Genomic DNA, 16,837 nt, shown 5'->3' with positions numbered 1-16,837 from the left:
ACTCAGGGCCGGACGCGCCACCAGACGGTCGTGTCGGGCGGCAGGACGACGGTGTCCGGGTCCGCCTCGACCGGGCCGCTGGCCAGCAGCAGCTCGCCGGGCCGGGCCAGCCGCACCGGCGCGGCGCCCATGTTCACCGTGCAGTGGAAGCCGCCGCGGTCGAAGGCGAGCACCCCGTCGCCGGCGTCGGACCAGCGCAGGTTGTCGGCCGCCCCGAGGTCCGGGTGCGAGCGGCGGACGGCAAGGGCCGCACGGTACAGCGACAGCGTCGATCCCGGGTCGTTCTCCTGGGCGGCCACGCTGAGCCGCGCCCACGAGGCCGGCTGCGGCAGCCAGCTCGGCCCGCCCTCCGGGCCGAATCCGTACGGTGCCCGGTCGCCGTGCCACGGGATGGGCACCCGGCAGCCGTCGCGGTAGCCGTCCTGGCCGGTGGCCCGGTGGAAGGCCGGATCCTGCCGCACCTCCGGCGGTAGGTCCACGACCTCGGGCAGGCCCAGTTCCTCGCCCTGATACAGGTACGCGGACCCGGGCAGGGCCAGCAGCAGCAGCGACGCGGCACGCGCCCGGCGCAGTCCGGCGACCGGGTCGACCTCCTCGGGGCGACGCCCCGCAACCTCGCCCTCGGCGGCCTGCAGCAGGCGGGTCGTGTGCCGGACGACGTCGTGGTTGGACAGGGTCCAGGTCGCCGGGGCACCGACGGCCCGCATGGCCGCCAGCGAGGCGTCGATCATCCGGCGCTGCTCCGCCGCGTCCCAGGCGGTGCCGAGGTAGCTGAAGTTGAAGGCCTGGTGCAGTTCGTCCGGGCGTACGTACGCGGCGACCCGCTCCAGCGTCGGTGCCCACGCCTCGGCCACGGCGATCCGCTCGCCGGGATACTCGTCGAGGATGCGCCGCCAGCTGCGGTAGATGTCGTGCACGCCGTCGCGGTCGAAGCACGGGCTGACGCCGACGTCGAGCAGGTGCCACTGGGTCTCGACGCCGAGGTCGGGCAGGCCCTGGGCCTTGACCAGCCCGTGGGCGACGTCGATCCGGAAGCCGTCGACGCCGAGGTCGAGCCAGAAGCGCAGGATCGTCCGGAACTCGTCGGCGACCGCCGGGTGGTCCCAGTTGAAGTCCGGCTGCTCGGGGGCGAACAGGTGCAGGTACCACTCGCCCGGGGTGCCGTCCGGGTCGGTGGTCCGGGTCCAGGCCGGTCCGCCGAAGATCGACGGCCAGTCGTTCGGCGGCAGCTCGCCGTCCGCGCCGCGGCCGGGACGGAAGTGGTAGCGCTCGCGCAACGGCGAGCCCGGCCCCTCGGCGAGCGCCCGCCGGAACCATTCGTGCTGGTCCGACGAGTGGTTCGGGACGAGGTCGACGATGACGCGCAGGCCGAGGTCATGGGCGTCGGCGACGAGGCCCTGCGCGTCGGCGAGCTCGCCGAAGACCGGGTCGACGGTGCGGTAGTCGGCCACATCGTAGCCGGCGTCGGCCTGCGGGGAGGCGTAGAAGGGCGAGAGCCACACGGCGTCGATGCCGAGGTCACGCAGGTACGGCAGCCGGCTGCGGATGCCGGGCAGATCCCCGATGCCGTCGCCGTTCGAGTCGGCGAAGCTGCGCGGGTAGATCTGGTAGATGACCGCGTCCCGCCACCAGGAGACGGGCGCGGCGACGGCGCGGTCCGGCCGTGCGATCAGTTGATCGGTCATGGCGCGGAACGCTAGCACGTTACTAACACGTGTTACACGGGTGCGGCCGCCGAATCCCGGACGATGAGCGAGGTGCTCAGCGATTGATGGGGATGCTGGTCCTCGCCGCGGATCGCGGAGATCAGGAAGTCGGCGGCCGTACGCCCCTTGGTGACGATCGGCTGGCGCACGGTGGTCAGCCGCGGCCGGAACCACGCGGACTCGGCGAGGTCGTCGAACCCGGTGACCGAGACCTGCCCCGGCACGTCGATCCCGAGCTCCTTGAGCGCGTCCACGGCGCCGTAGGCGAGCACGTCGGACAGGGCGAGGATCGCCGTGGGCGGGTCCTGCGCCATCAGCTCCCGGGTGGCGCGATACCCGTCGGTGCGCGTCACCGGCACCTCGGCCAGCTTCACGTCCGCCATGCTCAGCCCCACGCCGGACAGCGCCTCGGCGATGCCGGCCATGCGCCGCGCGAGCGGTCCCCGGTAGCCGCGGACGGCGGTGTCCGGGCCCGGATCCATCGACAGGACCGCGATCCGCCGGTGCCCCAGCTCCAGCAGGTAGCGGGCGACGTCCCGGGCGCCGCCGTGGTCGTCGACGTCGACGCTGGGCGCGTTCTCGTACCGGTCGCTGTCGATGAGGACGAACGGGATCCCGCGCCGCTCCAGCTCGGCGACCTCGCCGCGGTCGGCCTCCAGGCCGCAGACCACGAAGCCGTCGACCGCCGCGTACGGGATGGCCTTGAGCACCGAGTCCTGCAGCGGCGGCGACAGCAGCAGGGTGTAGCCCTCCTGGTCGCAGACCTGCCCGACGCCCATGAGAAAACGTGCGTAGTACGGGTTGTCCAGCACTCGGGCGAGCCGCTGCGGCAGGAGTACGCCCAGGGAGTTGGTCGTGCCGGCCTGCAGCATCCGGGCCAGCGTGTTGGGCGCGTACCCGATCTCCTCGGCGACCGTGAGGATGCGCTCGCGGGTGGCGGCGGAGATCCGCCGGGGGTTGTTGAAGGCGAACGACACGGCGGAGCGGGAGACCCCGGCCGCGGCGGCGACATCGCTGGACGTCGGCTTGCCGCCGGCCCGTCTCGACGGCATGCGTCACACCTCGCTGTCGTGGGTGGGCGCTTACGATATCCCAGTCATTGAGGGTTATTCAGGGCCGGCCTTGATCGGCATTTGCCGCAGGTCTGGCACAGAGGTCTCCACCGCCCTGAATGATCCTCACTGCACCGGAAGCCGGACGGTGACGGTCGTGCCGACGCCCTCCGTGGAGTCCACCGCGATGCGCCCGCCGTGGTTGTCCACGATGGTCCGCACGATGGCCAGGCCCAGGCCGGTGCCCGGGATCGCCTGGTGGATCGCGTTGCTGGCGCGGAAGAAGCGGGCGAACAGGGCCTGCTGCTCGGCCGGCGGGATGCCCATGCCGTCGTCCGCGACCGTGAGGTGCACCTGTTCGTCCTCGCGCCGGGCGGTGAGGGTGACCGTACCGTCGGGCCGGCTGAACTTGACCGCGTTGGACAGCAGGTTCATCAGGACCCGGTCGATCTGCTCCGGGTCGGCGCTGAGCTCGAGCGGCCCCTCCACCTCGGTACGGAGCGTCACCCGCCCCTTGGCCGCGGCCGGCGCGATCGCCGTCATGGCGTGCTCGGCGAGCTCCGCCAGGTCCACCGGGCGCCGCGCGGGGCGGAACGAGCCTGATTCGATCTTGGACAGGATCAGCATGTCCTCGATCAGCTCCCGCAGCCGCCGCGTGTTGCGCCCGATCACGTCGAGCATCTTCTTCTGCGGCGGCGTCAGCTCGCCGGCCTCCGCGTCGAGCAGCAGCTCGACGTAGCCCGCGATGCTGGTCAGCGGCGTACGCAGCTCGTGCGAGACGGTCGACATGAAGTCGGTCTTCGCGGTGTCCAGCTCCTGCAGGCGGGCCACCAGGTGCTGCTCGCGCTCGTACAACCGGGCGTGGTGCACGCCGCGGCCGAGGTCGCCGGCGACGGACTCGACCAGCCGGATCTCCACCTGCGACCAGGCCGGCCCGGCGTCGCGCATGAGGGTGAGCGCGCCGAGGCACTCCTCGCTGCCGCTCACCGCGACGGTCAGGACCGCTCCGGCGCAGGCCGCCGCGCAGGCGAGCCGCTCGTGCTCCGGCGGCTCGCATTGCTGGCCGGCCACGGCGTCGTCGGACGACCACACGTCGCCACGTCGCAGCCAGGCCACATCGCAGCCGGCGAGCTCCTCGAGCACACCGCCGACGTGCTCGTCGCGGAGGCTCACCAGCGCGGGAACGTCGGTCTGGCCCGGCGACATCCGGATCAGCACGTGGTCGGCGCGGACGATGTCGGCCAGGCCCCGTACGGCCTCCTGCAGCGCCTCCTCGACCTTGAGGTGCGCCCGGATGCGGTAGCCGAGCTGCCGCATCTCGGTCTGCAGGCGCGCGACGTCCTGCTCGGCGCCGCGGATGCGGTCGCCCTCCACGGCCATCTCGTTGATCGCGCGCGCGACCGCCCGCACCTCGGTCGGCCCTTCGGACGCATCGGCGCGCACGTCCAGCTCCCCGGCGCGCCGCCGGTCGATCACCGACACGACCCGGGCCAGCGGGCCGGTGATCCGGCGCCGGATGACGCCGGCCGCGAGCACCGCGGTGACCGCGGCCAGCAGCGTCAGGACGATCACGACGGCCGTCGTCGCGGTGCTCAGGCGGGTGCTGCGCTGGTGCAGGTCGGCGGCGCGGGCCGCGAGGTCGGCGTCGAGGGCCCGGTTCTCGACGACGAACGCCTGGAACAAGGGTCTGCCGTGGGTGATGTAATCGGCCGCCACGGCGCTGCGCGGCGGGGCCTGGCGCTGCCGCTCGGCGAAGACCCACCAGGTGTCCGCGTCGGCCACCTGCCGGTTCACGACCCCGGCCTCCCGGTTACGCGCGAGGTCGCGCAGCTTGCCCCGGGCGACCTCGTAGTCGCTGTGCCCCACGTAGTACGCGTCCAGCAGCTGGCCGTCGCCGGTGAGCAGATAGCCGCGCAGGGCCCGCTGGCCGTCGGCGAGGGCACCCCGCATCTCGGTGTTGGCCAGCTGCAGCGGCTGGACGTACGTGGACAGCTCCCGGACCACCCGGTGCTGGATGAGCAGCGCGACGGTCTGGGCCGCCCCGGAGCACACGATCAGCACCACCAGTACGCCGAACGCCCCGGTCAGCAGGCGCCCGACGGACCGGTCCCGGGGCATGGGCGTCGGGTCCCGTCAGGCCCGGGCCCGGCTCAGCAGGGCCTGGATCCGCGAGACCAGCTCGCGAGGGCTGAACGGCTTCGTGACGTAGTCGTCGGCGCCGGCGCTGAAGCCGCCCTCGACGTCCTGCTCCTGGACCCGGGCGGTCAGCATGATGATCAGCATTCCGGAGGTCGCGGGCTCCGCACGCAGCATCCGGCAGACGTCGATCCCGGACAGCCCGGGCATCGACACGTCGAGCACGGCCAGCGCGGGACGCCGCGCCCGGGCCTGCTCCACGGCGGCCTGGCCGTCCTCGACGGCGATCACCTCGAGGCCGGCCTGTTCGAGCTTGAACGCGACCAGGTCACGGATGTCGGCGTCGTCGTCGGCGACCAGGACCACCGTCACGGCTGTTCCCCCCATGCGTTTCGCTCGTTATCAGCACGATATCCGTTTGGTCCGCTCTTTGAATGCCGCTCTCCGCAACCGCATGGCAACTCTCGCGCAGCGCGACTGCAGCTCCGGACCGGTGTCCTGGACCCAGACGCCCGCTTCGACCCCCGGCAGGAGGACCCGATGACCGCTATCGACTCCGACGACGTCCGCATCGAGGCGTTGTTCGTCTCCGACCTGCAGCGTTCGCAGCACCCGACCCCAGAGGTCATCCGGGCGGTCGTGACGGAGACGGTCGACCGGCTCGGCGAGGACGGCTGCGCCGCCCTGGTGGCCCAGGAGTTCGGCGAGCACCCCGACTGCGCGCTCGGCCGTATGCAGTGGGCCCGGCGGGCGGTGCAGTCGGCGTACAAGGCCGCCTGAGCCGTCACCGCGCGACGATCGTCGGCGCGACCGCCGGTGCGGGCGCGGCGTGCGACGGCGCCCGGTGCTGCAGCATGTCCCGGACGTTCTTCTGCACGGCGACCGCCGCGAACATCGTCATCGCGAACGCGAGGCCGTAGAAGCCCTTCTCGCTGCGAGCCATGTCGCTGTTCCACAGGCCGACCGCCAGCATCACCGTCGCGATGCCGACGACGGACCACGACAGGCCCAGGTACAGGGCCGAGACCGGGAGCCCTTCGGCGCGGTCGCGCACCGATTTCTGCAGCGACACCGCGGCGAAGAGCCCCAGGAGCAGCACGGCGCCGTAGAAGCCCTTCTCACTGACGGTCATCGTGGCGTTCCACAAGCCGGTCGCGAACGACAGGACGCCGAGGAACAGGACGGCCCAGGAGGCGCCGACGAAGGCGGCGGTGGGCTTGGCCGGGGAAGACGGCTGGTACGACATCGGGCGCTCCGAACGAGGTAGGTGGGGTCTGACCTGCAAAAGTCTGCGGCAGCGCCCGACTCGTGACCGTGAGTAGCGGTACTCAACCGCGCTGGGTAGGGCGCCCGAACGGTACGGACGGCGGGTCCGCAGCCGACTGAACGACTGACGTCGCACTCCCCCAGCCCGATTACCGTGGGTTAAGTTTCCGGCCGGTAGCGGCGTTTCACAGGGAGGAGCGGCACGCGTGCCTCAGCAGGTCAACGGCCGGCACCGGGCCACCGGGCACGGCCGCTACCTCGCGCTGCGCACGGCGGCCCCGCGCCACCTCCTGTCGCTGGCCCGGCCGCACCGGTGGCCCTGGGCGGTCGTCGCCGCCGCGGTGCTGACGCTGACGGCCACGGTTCCCCCGCTCCTGCACGACGCCGGTACGCCGCAGGCCGCCGTACCGTTGCCCGCGATCTCGATCCCCCCGCCGCCCGCCGCGGCGAACCCCGCGCCGCCGGCGTCCCGGCGGCCCCTTCGCGCGGTCGCCCAGCAGCGCAGATCGAGCCCCTCCCCCGCACCCTCGTCCGAGGCGCCCCCGGTGCTGCTCGGTCCCGCCGACGACGCCGGGCTGGCCCAGCTGCTGTCGGCGTACTGCCGGGCCACCGTCGGGAAACACACCCTCGCCCTCTCGGCCAACGGCGGCTGGATGTGCGGCCGGTTCCGGCGCGACCCGGTGCCCATCGACATGGACGCGGCCTGCCGGTGGCGCTACGGCCCGGACGCCTGGGCCGATCAGATCGACGACACCCGGCCCGCGGGCTGGCGCTGCTATCGCGACGGGCCGTAAGCTCACCGCCATGCACGCGCGTTTGAGCATGTGGTGGCCCGCCTCACCGGCGGCCACACCCTTCCGCGCGTAACCATCCACCGCGGCCGCCTCCGACGAGGCGGCCGTCGTCATGTGGCCACATCCTCGGCGGCGGTCCCCGCCAGATCGAGGACCCATGGAACCCTTCGCCCTGCTGCACCGCGACGGTGCCGACCACGTCGAGATCCTGACCGGTGACGTCGTCACCGTGGCCCGGCTCGCCGACATCCCGCTGCCCGCCGGAGCGGGACCGCGGACGCTCGCCCTCGTGCCGTACCGGCAGGTGGCCGAGCGCGGCTTCGCCTGCGTCGACGACGGCGCGCCGCTGGAATGCCTGCGGATCACCTCGGTACGCACGGCGCCGCTGGCCGAGACGATCGCCTCCCTGCCCACCGCCCCGCTGCGCCTGACCGGCCAGGGCTTCGACATCTCGGACGACGACTACGCGACGATCGTGCGGACGGTGCTGCGCGACGAGATCGGCCGCGGCGAGGGTGCCAACTTCGTCATCCACCGGGTCTTCGAAGCCACCGTCGACGGCGACCCGGTCGACGCGGCGCGGGCGGCGTTCCGCAACCTGCTCACCGGCGAGCGGGGCGCGTACTGGACGTTCCTGGTGCACACCGGGACCCGTACGCTCGTCGGCGCCACCCCGGAACGGCACGTCAGCGTCGCCGACGGCCTGACCATGATGAACCCGATCAGCGGCACGTTCCGCCACGACGGCGAGCGGGACCTCCTCGGCTTCCTGGCCGACCGCAAGGAGATCGACGAGCTCTACATGGTGCTCGACGAGGAGCTCAAGATGATGGCCGCGGTCGCCGAGCACGGCGGCCAGGTCGTGGGCCCGTACCTGAAGCGGATGGCCCATCTCACCCACACCGAGTATCTGCTCGCCGGGCGCGGTTCCCTCGACGTGCGCGACGTGCTGCGCGCGACCATGTTCGCGCCGACCGTGACCGGCAGCCCGGTGGAGAACGCCAGCCGGGTGATCGCGCGCCACGAACGCCGCGGCCGCGGCTACTACGCGGGCGTGCTCGCGTTGCTCGGGCACGACGACGAGGGCCGGCAGACCCTGGACGCGCCGATCCTCATCCGCACCGCCGAGATCTCCCCCGCCGGCGAGCTGCGGGTGCCGGTCGGGGCGACCCTGGTCCGGCACTCGACGCCGGACGGCGAGGTCGCCGAGACCCACACCAAGGCCGCGGGCGTCCTGGCCGCGCTGGGTGCCACCCGGGCCCGGGCGACGACAGTACGCCCGGAGCCGGACAGCCCCGAGATCCGGGCGGCGCTGGCGGCCCGCAACGACGGCCTGGCCCGCTTCTGGCTCGACCAGCGCCGCCCGGGCGCCCTGACCGTCCCGGCGCTCGACGGCCGGACGGCGGTCGTCGTGGACGGCGAGGACACCTTCACCGCGATGCTCGCCCACCAACTGCGGGCGCTGGGGCTGGCGGTGACGGTGGTGCCGTGGACCGTGACCGCCGTACCCGGGGCCGACCTGGTCGTCGCGGGCCCCGGCCCCGGCGACCCGGCCTCGGACGACGCCAAGATGGTCATGCTGCGCGGCCTGGTGGCCGACCTGCTCGCCGGCCGCCGGCCGCTGCTCGGCGTATGCCTGGGTCACCAGATCCTCGCCGGCACGCTCGGCCTGCCGCTGCGGCGGCGCGAGGCGACGTACCAGGGGATGGCCCGCGACATCGACCTGTTCGGCACGCCGCGCCGGGTCGGCTTCTACTCGAGCTTCACGGCCGTGGCGGCGCCGCTGCCCGGCGTGGAGATCGCCGCCGACCCGGACGGCAGCGTCCACGCGCTACGCGGGGACGGCTTCGCCGGCGTGCAGTTCCACCCGGAATCGGTGCTCAGCGCGGACGGGCTCACCGTCCTCGCAGAACTTCTCCCACCACTTCTCTCCCGGGTGATTAGTCCGGCAGTGAGCGGGTAGCGACAAAGGCGTCGGTGGTTCAAGCGGATCGAGAGCCTCCTCTTGGACCACCGGCCCTATAGTGGCCGCTGGTGGCAGCGTGTCCCCGAGCTCGACCGCCGGTAAGCCGACGGTCTCTCCGGGGCACCCCCGGGGGCGAGACAGTGAGCCACGCAGCGCATCGCCGGCGCGCTACCGCGCTTCGCGCGAGACGGCGCAGGCACGACCGGGCATCGTCGGGGCACGCTGTTCCATCGGTACGGGTGTCGGCCGCGCTCGCCGACGCTTTCCTCACCACCCGCTGGCGCCCCGGCGGCCTCGTCCGCATCGGTACGGCGGTGCTGGGTAGCCGGCCGCGCTGGCTCGCCACCGTGGTGCTCGCGGTGCTGCGGGCGTACCGTCATCCACCGGCCGACCGCCCCCGCGAGCTGGCCGCCTTCCTCGCGGCGCTGGAGACGCCCGCCGGGCACCCGCTCGTCCGGCGGCACCGGATCCGGCTGCGGCGCGCCACACCCGTCCGCGTGGTCCGGATGCGCTGGCAGACCCCGCCGATCGACGACCTCGCGGCGCTGGCGGCGTTCCTGGACCTCGGCGGCGACGAGCTCGACTGGTTCGCCGACCGCCGCGAGATCAACCGTCACGCCCGCGACGAACGCCTGCGCCACTACCGGTACGCATGGCTGCCCCACCGCCTGATCGAGGCCCCGAAACCCCGCCTGCGCGCCCTCCAGCGCCGGCTCCTCGACGACGTCCTGGGCCGCCTCCCGGTCCACCCGGCCGCCCACGGCTTCGTCCCGGGCCGCGGCGTGCACACGTTCGCGGCGCCGCACAGCGGGCAACGGCTGGTCATCAGGATGGACCTGGCCGCCTTCTTCAGCTCCGTCACCGCCGGGCGCATTTACGGCCTGATGCGCACCGCCGGCTACCCGGAACCGGTCGCGCACACGCTCACCGCCCTGATGACCACCCGCACGCCGGCGACCGTGCTGCGGCGGTCACCCGACCCGCATCGCGCCGCCCTGCTGCGCCGGCCGCACCTGCCGCAGGGCGCGCCCACGTCCCCGGCGCTGGCGAACCTGGTCGCGTACCGGCTCGACCGGCGGCTGAGCGGGCTGGCCGGCCGGTTCGGCGTGCGCTACACCCGGTACGCCGACGACCTGGCCTTCTCGGGAGACCTGCACCGCGGTGAGGCGGCACGCCTGATCGCCGCGGCGCAGGTCGTCATCACGGACGAAGGTTTCCGCGTCCACCCGGCGAAGACCCGCATCCGGGGTCGCGGCGACCGGCAACGCCTCGCGGGCCTGGTCGTCAACGATCACCCGGCCGTCGCCCGCGAGGACTACGACCGCCTCCGGGCGATGCTGCACGACGCCGCCCGCCGCGGACTCGAAGCGGCCAACCGGGAGCGGTACGACGACTTCCCGGCGTACCTGCGCGGGCGCGTCGCCTGGGTCGCCCACCGCCATCCCGGCCGGGCCGCCAAGCTGCACACCCTGCTGACCGCCGCCCTCGCGGCCGACCCGCCGGAGCACTCGGCGATCTAGCGGCGGGCGACCACCTCGATCGCGTGCGCCAAGGGGATCGACGGATGCGCGTCCCGCAACGCCTTGATGCCGTGCAGCATCCTCCCGCGGGCGAGTTCCTCCTCCACGAGCCGCCGTGTCTCCGCCGGAAGAGCGGCCCACGTCGCGTCCGCCCGGCAGCCCGAGCACGGCTGCGACAGCTGATCCGGGCCGGCGACCCGACCCCGGCCGCCGCAGCGGGAACACTCGTAGTCGATCATGAGCCGGATCGTAGGCCGTGCCGTCGACCGGGCTGGATGATTGCCGGGGCCGCGGGCCGGGCACTGTACCGATCATGGTGCTACCCGGACCCGATCCCGACACCTACCCGCCGATCGACCCCGACGAGCCCGTACCGGACGACCCGGGGGAACTGTCGCCGGACACGCCCGAGACCCTGCCGCCGGCCCCGGTCGAGCCGATGCCCGGGCCGGACGACCCCGGCAACGTCCCCGCGGGCGAGCCCGATCCCGTCTGAGCGCGGCTTCAGCCGAGACCGGGCTCCGCGCCGGGGAGGGCGTCCAGCTTGGTGCGGACGCCGGCGGCGTCCGGGTGGTCCAGGCTCTCCAGCAGGGTGAGGGCCCGCCGCCACGCGTCGGCCGCCCGGACCGTGTCGCCCGCGGCCCGGTGGGTGTCGCCGAGGTGGGTCAGGACCGTCGCCTCGTTGTACGGGTCACCCGCCGCCCGGTACGCCCCCAGCGACTCGCCGTAGCACCGGGCCGCCTCCGGGAAGTCGCCCAGGTGGTGATGGGCGTACCCGAGGCTGTCCCACACCTCGCCCAGCCCCGAGTTGTCGCCGTGCCGCAGGTGCAGCGTCAGCGCCTCGCCGCAGAATTCGAGGCTGCGGGCGTAGTCGCCGAGCAGGGCGTGGCACCAGCCGACCGCGTTGAGGGCGCTGGCCTCGTGCGACCCCAGCCCGGCCGCGCGGTACAGCTCCAGGGCCTTCTCGTCGTGGGCGAGGGCCTCCCGGGTGCGGTCCAGACCCAGCAACACCTGGCCGAGGTTGATGTTGGCGGCCGCCTGGCCGGTGCGGTCGCCGAGCGCCTCGAACAGCGCGGCGGCCCGGCGCAGGTGGCTGACCGAGTCCTCGACACGCCCCACGTTGAAATAGCCGCCGGCCAGCTCGTTGTGGGTGCGGACCTGCCGCTCGCGGTCGCCGAGGCGCACGGCCGCGGCCATCGCCGCCTCTTGGGTGGCGACCCAGTGGTGGAAGTGTGCGCGGCGGTGGAAGTACGTGGCCAGCGCCCACGCCAGGTGCCAGACATGGACGTCGTGCCCGAGCCGCTCGGCGTGTTCCACGACGGCCAGCAGCACCTCGTGCTCGGCGCCGAACCAGGTCATCGCCTCGTCCACGCCGGCCGGCTGCTCGATCAGCGTGCCGGGGGCCGGCGCGGGTGGCGGGACCGGGTTGCGGTGGCGCGCCAGGGCACTGTCGGCCACCAGGGCCGTGTGCAGGTAGTGGTCGAGCATCCGGCGGACGGCGGGCTCGCGCTCGTCGTCCCGGACCTGGTCCGATGCGTACGCCCGCAGCAGATCATGGAACGCGAACCGCCCCGGGGTCCGCTCGGTGAGGAGGCTGGCGGCGGCCAGCTCGTCCAGCAGCAGCCGGGTCGCGACGATCGGCGCCCCGGCCAGGCCGGCCGCGGCGGCGACCGACACATCGGGTCCGGGGTGCAGTCCGAGCAGCCGGAACAGCCGGGCCGCATCGGCGCTCAGCGCCCGGTACGACCAGGAGAACACCGCCCGTACGTCGCTCGCCGCGTCGCCGACCGCCAGCACGTCCAGCCGCCGGCGGGCGTCCCGCAGCTGCGCCGCGAGCTCGTCCAGCCGCAGCTCCGGCCGGGTGGCGGCGCGGGCGGCGACGACCGTCAGGGCCAGCGGCAGGCCCACGCAGGAGGCGATGATCTCCTCGACCGCGGCGGGTGCCCCGGCGAGCCGTACGCCGCCGAGGCGCCGGGCCAGCAGCTGGAAGGACTCGTCGTCGCTGAGCAGGTGCAGGCCCAGCGGACGCGCGCCGTGTGCGGCGACCAGGCCCGCGAGGTCGTCGCGGCTGGTCACCAGGGTGAGGCAGCCGCTCGCCGCGGGCAGCAGGGGGCGTACCTGGTCGGGGTCGCGGGCGTTGTCGAGCACGACCAGCATGCGGCGGTCGGCCAGCAGGCTGCGATAGAGCGCGGCGCGTGCGTCCGGGCCGGCCGGCAGGTGCTTCGAGCCGACGCCGAGCGCGTCCAGGAAGCCGGCCAGCGCCTCGGACGGGTCCAGGGCGGCGCCGGCCGGGTCGAAGCCGCGCAGGTTCACGTAGAGCTGGCCGTCGGGGAAGCGCTCCCGGCTGCGGTGTGCCCAATGCACGGCGAGCGCGGTCTTGCCCACCCCGGCCGAGCCGGAGACCGCGGAGATGATGACCGCGGGCGGCCGGTCGGCGGCGCTGGCCGTGATCTCCTCGAGCGCGCTCAGCTGGGCCACCCGGCCGACGAAGCCGTATACGTCGGGGGGCAGCTGGGCGGGCACCGGGCGCGCCGGTACCGGGGCGGGCCGCGGCACGGCGGCCCTGGCCAGGAAGCGGGTCCGGGCGTCGCCGACCAGCTGCAGGGCGTCGGCGAGCAGGCGTACGGTGGCCGGGCGGGGCGTACGCCGGCCGGTCTCGATCATCCGTACCGTCTTGACGTCGATGCGGGCCGCCGCGGCCAGTTCCTCCTGGGTGAGCCCCAGTTCCCGCCGGCGCGAACGGACCCTCTCGCCGAACACCTCGCCGCCCTCCCCCGCTGTCACCGCAACGCCCGGTGAACGCCCGGCGGGCGCCCTGGGCCCGGGCCCGATCATCGACGACCGTATCGGTACGTCCGCCGGCGGCCCCCCACCGGCGGACGTAACGGGGGCGGAGCGGGCCGGCCCGGCATGTCGTGCACGCGTGCCGGTCGCCCCGCTTTGGCGCGTCGCGGTGGCCGTACCGGAAAAGCGATTGCGAGATCATCCGGCGCCCGGAAGGGTGGCCCGGGGAAGTGGTCGCGGGTGTCCCTGCAAGGGGACGGCGAGGCCGGAACCGCGCCGATTCCGGGACCCGCAACCACAGCTGATCGTTCAACCCCGACAATGGCAGGGACCCGCGTGCCATGCGGCGCGCGGCCGCCTTACCAGGAGATTTCGCTGTGACCAGTCAACCCGTGGCCGCCCCGGGCAAGCTCGACGCCGCCGTGCTGAAGATCGCCGGGGTGATCGTGCTCGGCGCGATCATGTCGATCCTGGACGTGACCGTGGTGAGCGTCGCCCTGCCGACGTTCCAGAACGAGTTCAAGGCGTCGTACGCCGAGGTCGCCTGGACGATGACCGGGTACACGCTGGCGCTGGCGACGGTGATCCCGCTGACCGGCTGGGCGGCCGACCGCTTCGGCACCAAGCGGCTCTACATGACGGCCCTGCTGCTGTTCACCCTCGGGTCCGGCCTGTGCGCCACCGCGGACTCCATCAGCCAGCTCATCAGTTACCGGGTCCTTCAGGGCCTCGGCGGCGGCATGCTGATGCCGCTCGGCATGACGATCATGACCCGTGCCGCCGGACCGGAGCGGATCGGCCGGCTCATGGCGGTGCTCGGCATCCCGATGCTGCTGGGCCCGATCGCCGGCCCCATCCTCGGCGGCTGGCTGATCGAGACCGCCGGGTGGCCCTGGATCTTCCGGATCAACCTGCCGATCGGCGCGCTGGCGCTGGCCTACGCGGCCTGGGCGCTGCCCAAGGACGCCCCGGAACCGTCCGAGTCCTTCGACTTCCTCGGCATGCTGATGCTCTCGCCCGGTCTCGCCCTCTTCCTGTACGGCGTGTCCTCGCTGCCCGAGGCGGGCACCGTGACGGACACCAAGGTGTGGCTGCCGATGCTGGCCGGTGGCCTGCTGGTTATCGGCTTCGTGCTCTACTCGTTCAAGCCGAAGCACCCGCTGCTCGACCTGCGCCTGCTGCGCAACCGCAACCTGTCCGTGGCGTCCATCACGATGGCCGTGTTCATGGTCGCCTTCATGGGCGCCGGCCTGCTCTTCCCCAGCTACTTCCTGCAGGTGCGTGGCGAGTCCACGCTGGACGCGGGCCTGCTCATGGCGCCCCAGGGCATCGGCGCGATGGTCACCATGCCGATCGCGGGCATGCTGGCCGACCGGATTCCCGTCGGGCGTACGGTGCCGTTCGCGCTCATCCTCATCGCGGCCGGCTTCTTCGCGTTCACGCAGGTGGGCACGGACACCTCGTACGTGCTGCTGTGCGGCGCGCTGTTCGTGATGGGCCTGGGCATGGGCGGCACGATGATGCCGATCATGACGTCCGCGCTGAAGACCCTCACCCACCACGAGGTGGCGCGCGGGTCCACGCTGCTGAACATCCTGCAGCAGATCGCCGGTTCGGTCGGCTCGGCGGTCATGTCGGTGATCCTGACCAGCAAGCTCAACGACTCGCCGGCCATACCGGGCGTCGTCGACCCGCAGACCGGCGCGCCGGTCACCGAGGCCGGCCTGGCGATCGGCGCCCAGCAGAACCCCGCGCTGGCTCAGCAGATCCCGGGCGGCCCCGGGATCGTGGAGCGTGGCCTGCACTTCGTGGCCGACTCGTTCGGCACGACGTTCTGGGTGGGCTTCGTGCTGGTGCTGGTCACCTTCGTCCCGGCGTTCTTCCTGCCGCGCAAGCGTGAGGTGTCGCACCTGCTCGACGACCAGCAGCCCGCCGCGGCCGCCCCGGTCGTGCTCCACTGAATCGAGCTACGTTTCGGACATGGAGTACACAACCCTCGGGCGCAGCGGCTGCGCCGTCTCCCGCCTCTGCCTGGGCACGATGACCTTCGGCGCCGAGTCCGACGAGAAGGTCTCGCACGCCCAGCTCGACCGCTTCGCCGAGGCGGGCGGCACCCTGGTCGACACCGCGGACGTGTACGCGGCCGGCGAGTCCGAGCGCATCATCGGGCGCTGGTTCGCCGACCGCCCGGCCGACCTCACGGACCGGATCGTGCTGGCCACCAAGGGGCGCTTCCCGACGGCCGGCGACCCGAACGGCGTGGGCCTGTCCGCGCGGCACCTGACCCGGGCACTGGACGCCTCCCTCGACCGCCTGGGCCTGGACACCGTGGACCTCTACCAGGCGCACTCCTGGGATCCGGTCACGCCGCTCGAGGAGACCCTGCTGACCCTCGACGGCTTCGTGAAGGCCGGGAAGATCCGCTACTACGGGTTCTCCAACTTCACCGGATGGCAACTCACCAAGGCCGTCCACCTCGCTCGCGAGCTGCGGATCGCCGGCCCGGTCACGCTGCAGCCGCAGTACAGCCTGCTGGTACGGGAGATCGAGTGGGAGATCGTCCCCGCCGCCCGGGACGCCGGAATGGGCCTGCTGCCGTGGAGCCCGCTCGGGGGCGGCTGGCTGTCCGGCAAGTACCGGCGCGACCAGCGGCCCTCGGGCGCCACCCGGCTGGGCGAGGACCCGGGCCGCGGCATGGAGGCGTGGGAGCGGCGCGGCACCGACCGCACGTGGGAGGTCATCGACGCCGTGCAGCGGGTCGCCGAGGCGCGCGGGATCTCGATGGCCGAGGTGGCGCTCGCCTGGGTCACCGACCGTCCCGCGGTGGCCTCGACGATCCTGGGCGCCCGCACGGTCGAGCAGCTCGAGACCAACCTGCGGGCCGCGGACCTGCACCTCGAGGAGGCCGAGACCGCGGCCCTGGACGCGGCGAGCGACCTGCACGCGCCGGATTACCCGTACGGGCCGCTCGGCATCGACCAGCGCAGCCGCGAACTGGGCTGAGAGCGGCATAGGATCGGTGGCATGGAGGCCACCTACTTCTTCGACCCGGCCTGCCCGTTCACCTGGCGCACCTCGCGGTGGCTGGTCGGCGTGGCACGGGAGCGCGGCGTGACTCTGCGCTGGCGCGCGTTCAGCCTGTCCATCCTCAACGGTGACAACGTCCCGGAGCAGTACAAGCCGATGATGGCCGCGTCCAGCAAGGCGCTGCGACTGGTCGAGGCGCTGCGGGCGGATCACCGTGACGACGACATCGGTACGTTCTACACCGAGCTCGGCAACCGGACGCACGAGGCGGGCGTACCGCTGAGCGACGACGTCGTGGTGCAGGCGGCGGAGGCGGCCGGCATCGCGGATCCCAAGGCCATCCTGGACGACGCGGCCTGGGACGAGGCGGTCCGCGAGTCGCACGAGCTGGCGTTCGGCTCGGCCGGCCCGGACATCGGCTCGCCCGTCCTGCTGGTCGAGGGCGCCGCCCGCGGCGTGCACGGCCCGATCATCGGCGAGGTCCCCGGTTCCGAGGAGGCCCTCGCGATCTGGGACGCGGTCGTGCCGCTGGCCCGCAGCGGCACGTTCTTCGAACTCAAGCGCGGCCGATCCTGACATTCCGGGT

General features: G+C 73.3%; 15 protein-coding genes. 8 read left to right on the top strand and 7 right to left on the bottom strand.

Annotation, left to right across the window (positions count from 1 at the left end):
- Positions 1-2: 2 nt before the first annotated feature.
- From ACIBO8_RS09135 to ACIBO8_RS09120, 4 genes are all read right to left on the bottom strand, one after another.
- Complete coding sequence (locus ACIBO8_RS09135; protein ID WP_396114582.1) at positions 3-1,685, bottom strand: glycoside hydrolase family 13 protein; 1,683 nt, start codon at positions 1,683-1,685, stop codon at positions 3-5.
- 32 nt (positions 1,686-1,717) lie between these two features.
- Positions 1,718-2,758: a LacI family DNA-binding transcriptional regulator gene (locus ACIBO8_RS09130; RefSeq protein ID WP_396114581.1), complete on the bottom strand. Its 1,041-nt coding sequence runs from the start codon at positions 2,756-2,758 to the stop codon at positions 1,718-1,720.
- Between the two features lie 126 nt (positions 2,759-2,884).
- Positions 2,885-4,876, bottom strand: a complete 1,992-nt coding sequence (locus ACIBO8_RS09125; RefSeq protein WP_396114580.1) for an ATP-binding protein — start codon at positions 4,874-4,876, stop codon at positions 2,885-2,887.
- 15 nt (positions 4,877-4,891) lie between these two features.
- Positions 4,892-5,281 carry a response regulator transcription factor gene (locus ACIBO8_RS09120; RefSeq protein ID WP_396114579.1) on the bottom strand — a complete coding sequence of 130 codons (390 nt, stop codon included), beginning with the start codon at positions 5,279-5,281 and terminating at the stop codon, positions 4,892-4,894.
- A 153-nt stretch (positions 5,282-5,434) separates the two neighbouring features.
- Between ACIBO8_RS09120 and ACIBO8_RS09115 the strand changes: the two genes are divergently transcribed.
- Entirely contained in the window at positions 5,435-5,674 is a 240-nt protein-coding gene (locus tag ACIBO8_RS09115; protein WP_396114578.1) for a hypothetical protein, read from the top strand.
- A 4-nt stretch (positions 5,675-5,678) separates the two neighbouring features.
- Here ACIBO8_RS09115 and yiaA read toward each other — a convergent pair whose 3' ends face one another.
- Positions 5,679-6,140 carry an inner membrane protein YiaA gene (yiaA, locus tag ACIBO8_RS09110; protein ID WP_396114577.1) on the bottom strand — a complete coding sequence of 154 codons (462 nt, stop codon included), beginning with the start codon at positions 6,138-6,140 and terminating at the stop codon, positions 5,679-5,681.
- A 226-nt stretch (positions 6,141-6,366) separates the two neighbouring features.
- Between yiaA and ACIBO8_RS09105 the strand changes: the two genes are divergently transcribed.
- The 3 genes from ACIBO8_RS09105 to ACIBO8_RS09095 all read left to right on the top strand — a co-directional run bounded on the left by ACIBO8_RS09105 (position 6,367) and on the right by ACIBO8_RS09095 (position 10,440).
- The gene (locus ACIBO8_RS09105; protein ID WP_396114576.1) at positions 6,367-6,954 is read left to right on the top strand and encodes a hypothetical protein; all 588 of its coding nucleotides are present in this window, start codon (positions 6,367-6,369) and stop codon (positions 6,952-6,954) included.
- 157 nt (positions 6,955-7,111) lie between these two features.
- On the top strand, positions 7,112-8,917 hold the full coding sequence (locus ACIBO8_RS09100) for an anthranilate synthase family protein (RefSeq protein WP_396114575.1): 1,806 nt from the start codon (positions 7,112-7,114) through the stop codon (positions 8,915-8,917).
- Between the two features lie 242 nt (positions 8,918-9,159).
- Positions 9,160-10,440, top strand: coding sequence for a reverse transcriptase family protein (locus ACIBO8_RS09095; RefSeq protein WP_396114574.1), 1,281 nt, complete (start codon positions 9,160-9,162; stop codon positions 10,438-10,440).
- Here ACIBO8_RS09095 and ACIBO8_RS09090 read toward each other — a convergent pair.
- The gene (locus tag ACIBO8_RS09090) at positions 10,437-10,679 is read right to left on the bottom strand and encodes a hypothetical protein (RefSeq protein ID WP_396114573.1); all 243 of its coding nucleotides are present in this window, start codon (positions 10,677-10,679) and stop codon (positions 10,437-10,439) included. The two genes, ACIBO8_RS09095 and ACIBO8_RS09090, sit on opposite strands and share 4 nt — an antisense overlap.
- Before the next feature lie 74 nt (positions 10,680-10,753).
- Between ACIBO8_RS09090 and ACIBO8_RS09085 the strand changes: the two genes are divergently transcribed.
- Positions 10,754-10,936 (top strand): hypothetical protein, encoded by a 183-nt coding sequence (locus ACIBO8_RS09085; RefSeq protein ID WP_396114572.1) that lies wholly within the window; start codon positions 10,754-10,756, stop codon positions 10,934-10,936.
- 8 nt (positions 10,937-10,944) lie between these two features.
- On the opposite strand, the gene ACIBO8_RS09080 is transcribed toward ACIBO8_RS09085, so the two are convergent.
- Positions 10,945-13,224, bottom strand: a complete 2,280-nt coding sequence (locus ACIBO8_RS09080) for an ATP-binding protein (RefSeq protein WP_396114571.1) — start codon at positions 13,222-13,224, stop codon at positions 10,945-10,947.
- Between the two features lie 341 nt (positions 13,225-13,565).
- On the opposite strand from ACIBO8_RS09080, the gene ACIBO8_RS09075 reads away from it, so the two are divergent.
- Genes ACIBO8_RS09075 through ACIBO8_RS09065 form a run of 3 tightly spaced genes read left to right on the top strand, consistent with a single transcriptional unit; the run spans position 13,566 to position 16,827 of the window.
- Positions 13,566-15,185, top strand: coding sequence for a DHA2 family efflux MFS transporter permease subunit (locus ACIBO8_RS09075; RefSeq protein ID WP_396114570.1), 1,620 nt, complete (start codon positions 13,566-13,568; stop codon positions 15,183-15,185).
- A gap of 19 nt (positions 15,186-15,204) precedes the next feature.
- Complete coding sequence (locus tag ACIBO8_RS09070) at positions 15,205-16,227, top strand: aldo/keto reductase (RefSeq protein WP_396114569.1); 1,023 nt, start codon at positions 15,205-15,207, stop codon at positions 16,225-16,227.
- Positions 16,228-16,248: 21 nt separating this feature from the next.
- The gene (locus ACIBO8_RS09065; protein WP_396114568.1) at positions 16,249-16,827 is read left to right on the top strand and encodes a DsbA family protein; all 579 of its coding nucleotides are present in this window, start codon (positions 16,249-16,251) and stop codon (positions 16,825-16,827) included.
- Positions 16,828-16,837 lie beyond the last annotated feature (10 nt).

Source organism: Actinoplanes sp. NPDC049681 (genome assembly GCF_044465265.1).
Taxonomy (GTDB): domain Bacteria; phylum Actinomycetota; class Actinomycetes; order Mycobacteriales; family Micromonosporaceae; genus Actinoplanes.
The sequence above is the reverse complement of the archived record's forward strand: the minus strand, read 5'-3'. Positions and strand labels throughout refer to the sequence as shown.

What these genes read in the sequence shown, in the direction of transcription:
- ACIBO8_RS09135 (WP_396114582.1), bottom strand. Translation starts at nt 1,685, where the DNA reads ATGACCGATCAACTGATCGCACGGCCGGACCGCGCCGTCGCCGCGCCC.
- ACIBO8_RS09130 (WP_396114581.1), bottom strand. Translation starts at nt 2,758, where the DNA reads ATGCCGTCGAGACGGGCCGGCGGCAAGCCGACGTCCAGCGATGTCGCC.
- ACIBO8_RS09125 (WP_396114580.1), bottom strand. Translation starts at nt 4,876, where the DNA reads ATGCCCCGGGACCGGTCCGTCGGGCGCCTGCTGACCGGGGCGTTCGGC.
- ACIBO8_RS09120 (WP_396114579.1), bottom strand. Translation starts at nt 5,281, where the DNA reads ATGGGGGGAACAGCCGTGACGGTGGTCCTGGTCGCCGACGACGACGCC.
- ACIBO8_RS09115 (WP_396114578.1), top strand. Translation starts at nt 5,435, where the DNA reads ATGACCGCTATCGACTCCGACGACGTCCGCATCGAGGCGTTGTTCGTC.
- yiaA (WP_396114577.1), bottom strand. Translation starts at nt 6,140, where the DNA reads ATGTCGTACCAGCCGTCTTCCCCGGCCAAGCCCACCGCCGCCTTCGTC.
- ACIBO8_RS09100 (WP_396114575.1), top strand. Translation starts at nt 7,112, where the DNA reads ATGGAACCCTTCGCCCTGCTGCACCGCGACGGTGCCGACCACGTCGAG.
- ACIBO8_RS09090 (WP_396114573.1), bottom strand. Translation starts at nt 10,679, where the DNA reads ATGATCGACTACGAGTGTTCCCGCTGCGGCGGCCGGGGTCGGGTCGCC.
- ACIBO8_RS09085 (WP_396114572.1), top strand. Translation starts at nt 10,754, where the DNA reads ATGGTGCTACCCGGACCCGATCCCGACACCTACCCGCCGATCGACCCC.
- ACIBO8_RS09075 (WP_396114570.1), top strand. Translation starts at nt 13,566, where the DNA reads ATGCGGCGCGCGGCCGCCTTACCAGGAGATTTCGCTGTGACCAGTCAA.
- ACIBO8_RS09070 (WP_396114569.1), top strand. Translation starts at nt 15,205, where the DNA reads ATGGAGTACACAACCCTCGGGCGCAGCGGCTGCGCCGTCTCCCGCCTC.
- ACIBO8_RS09065 (WP_396114568.1), top strand. Translation starts at nt 16,249, where the DNA reads ATGGAGGCCACCTACTTCTTCGACCCGGCCTGCCCGTTCACCTGGCGC.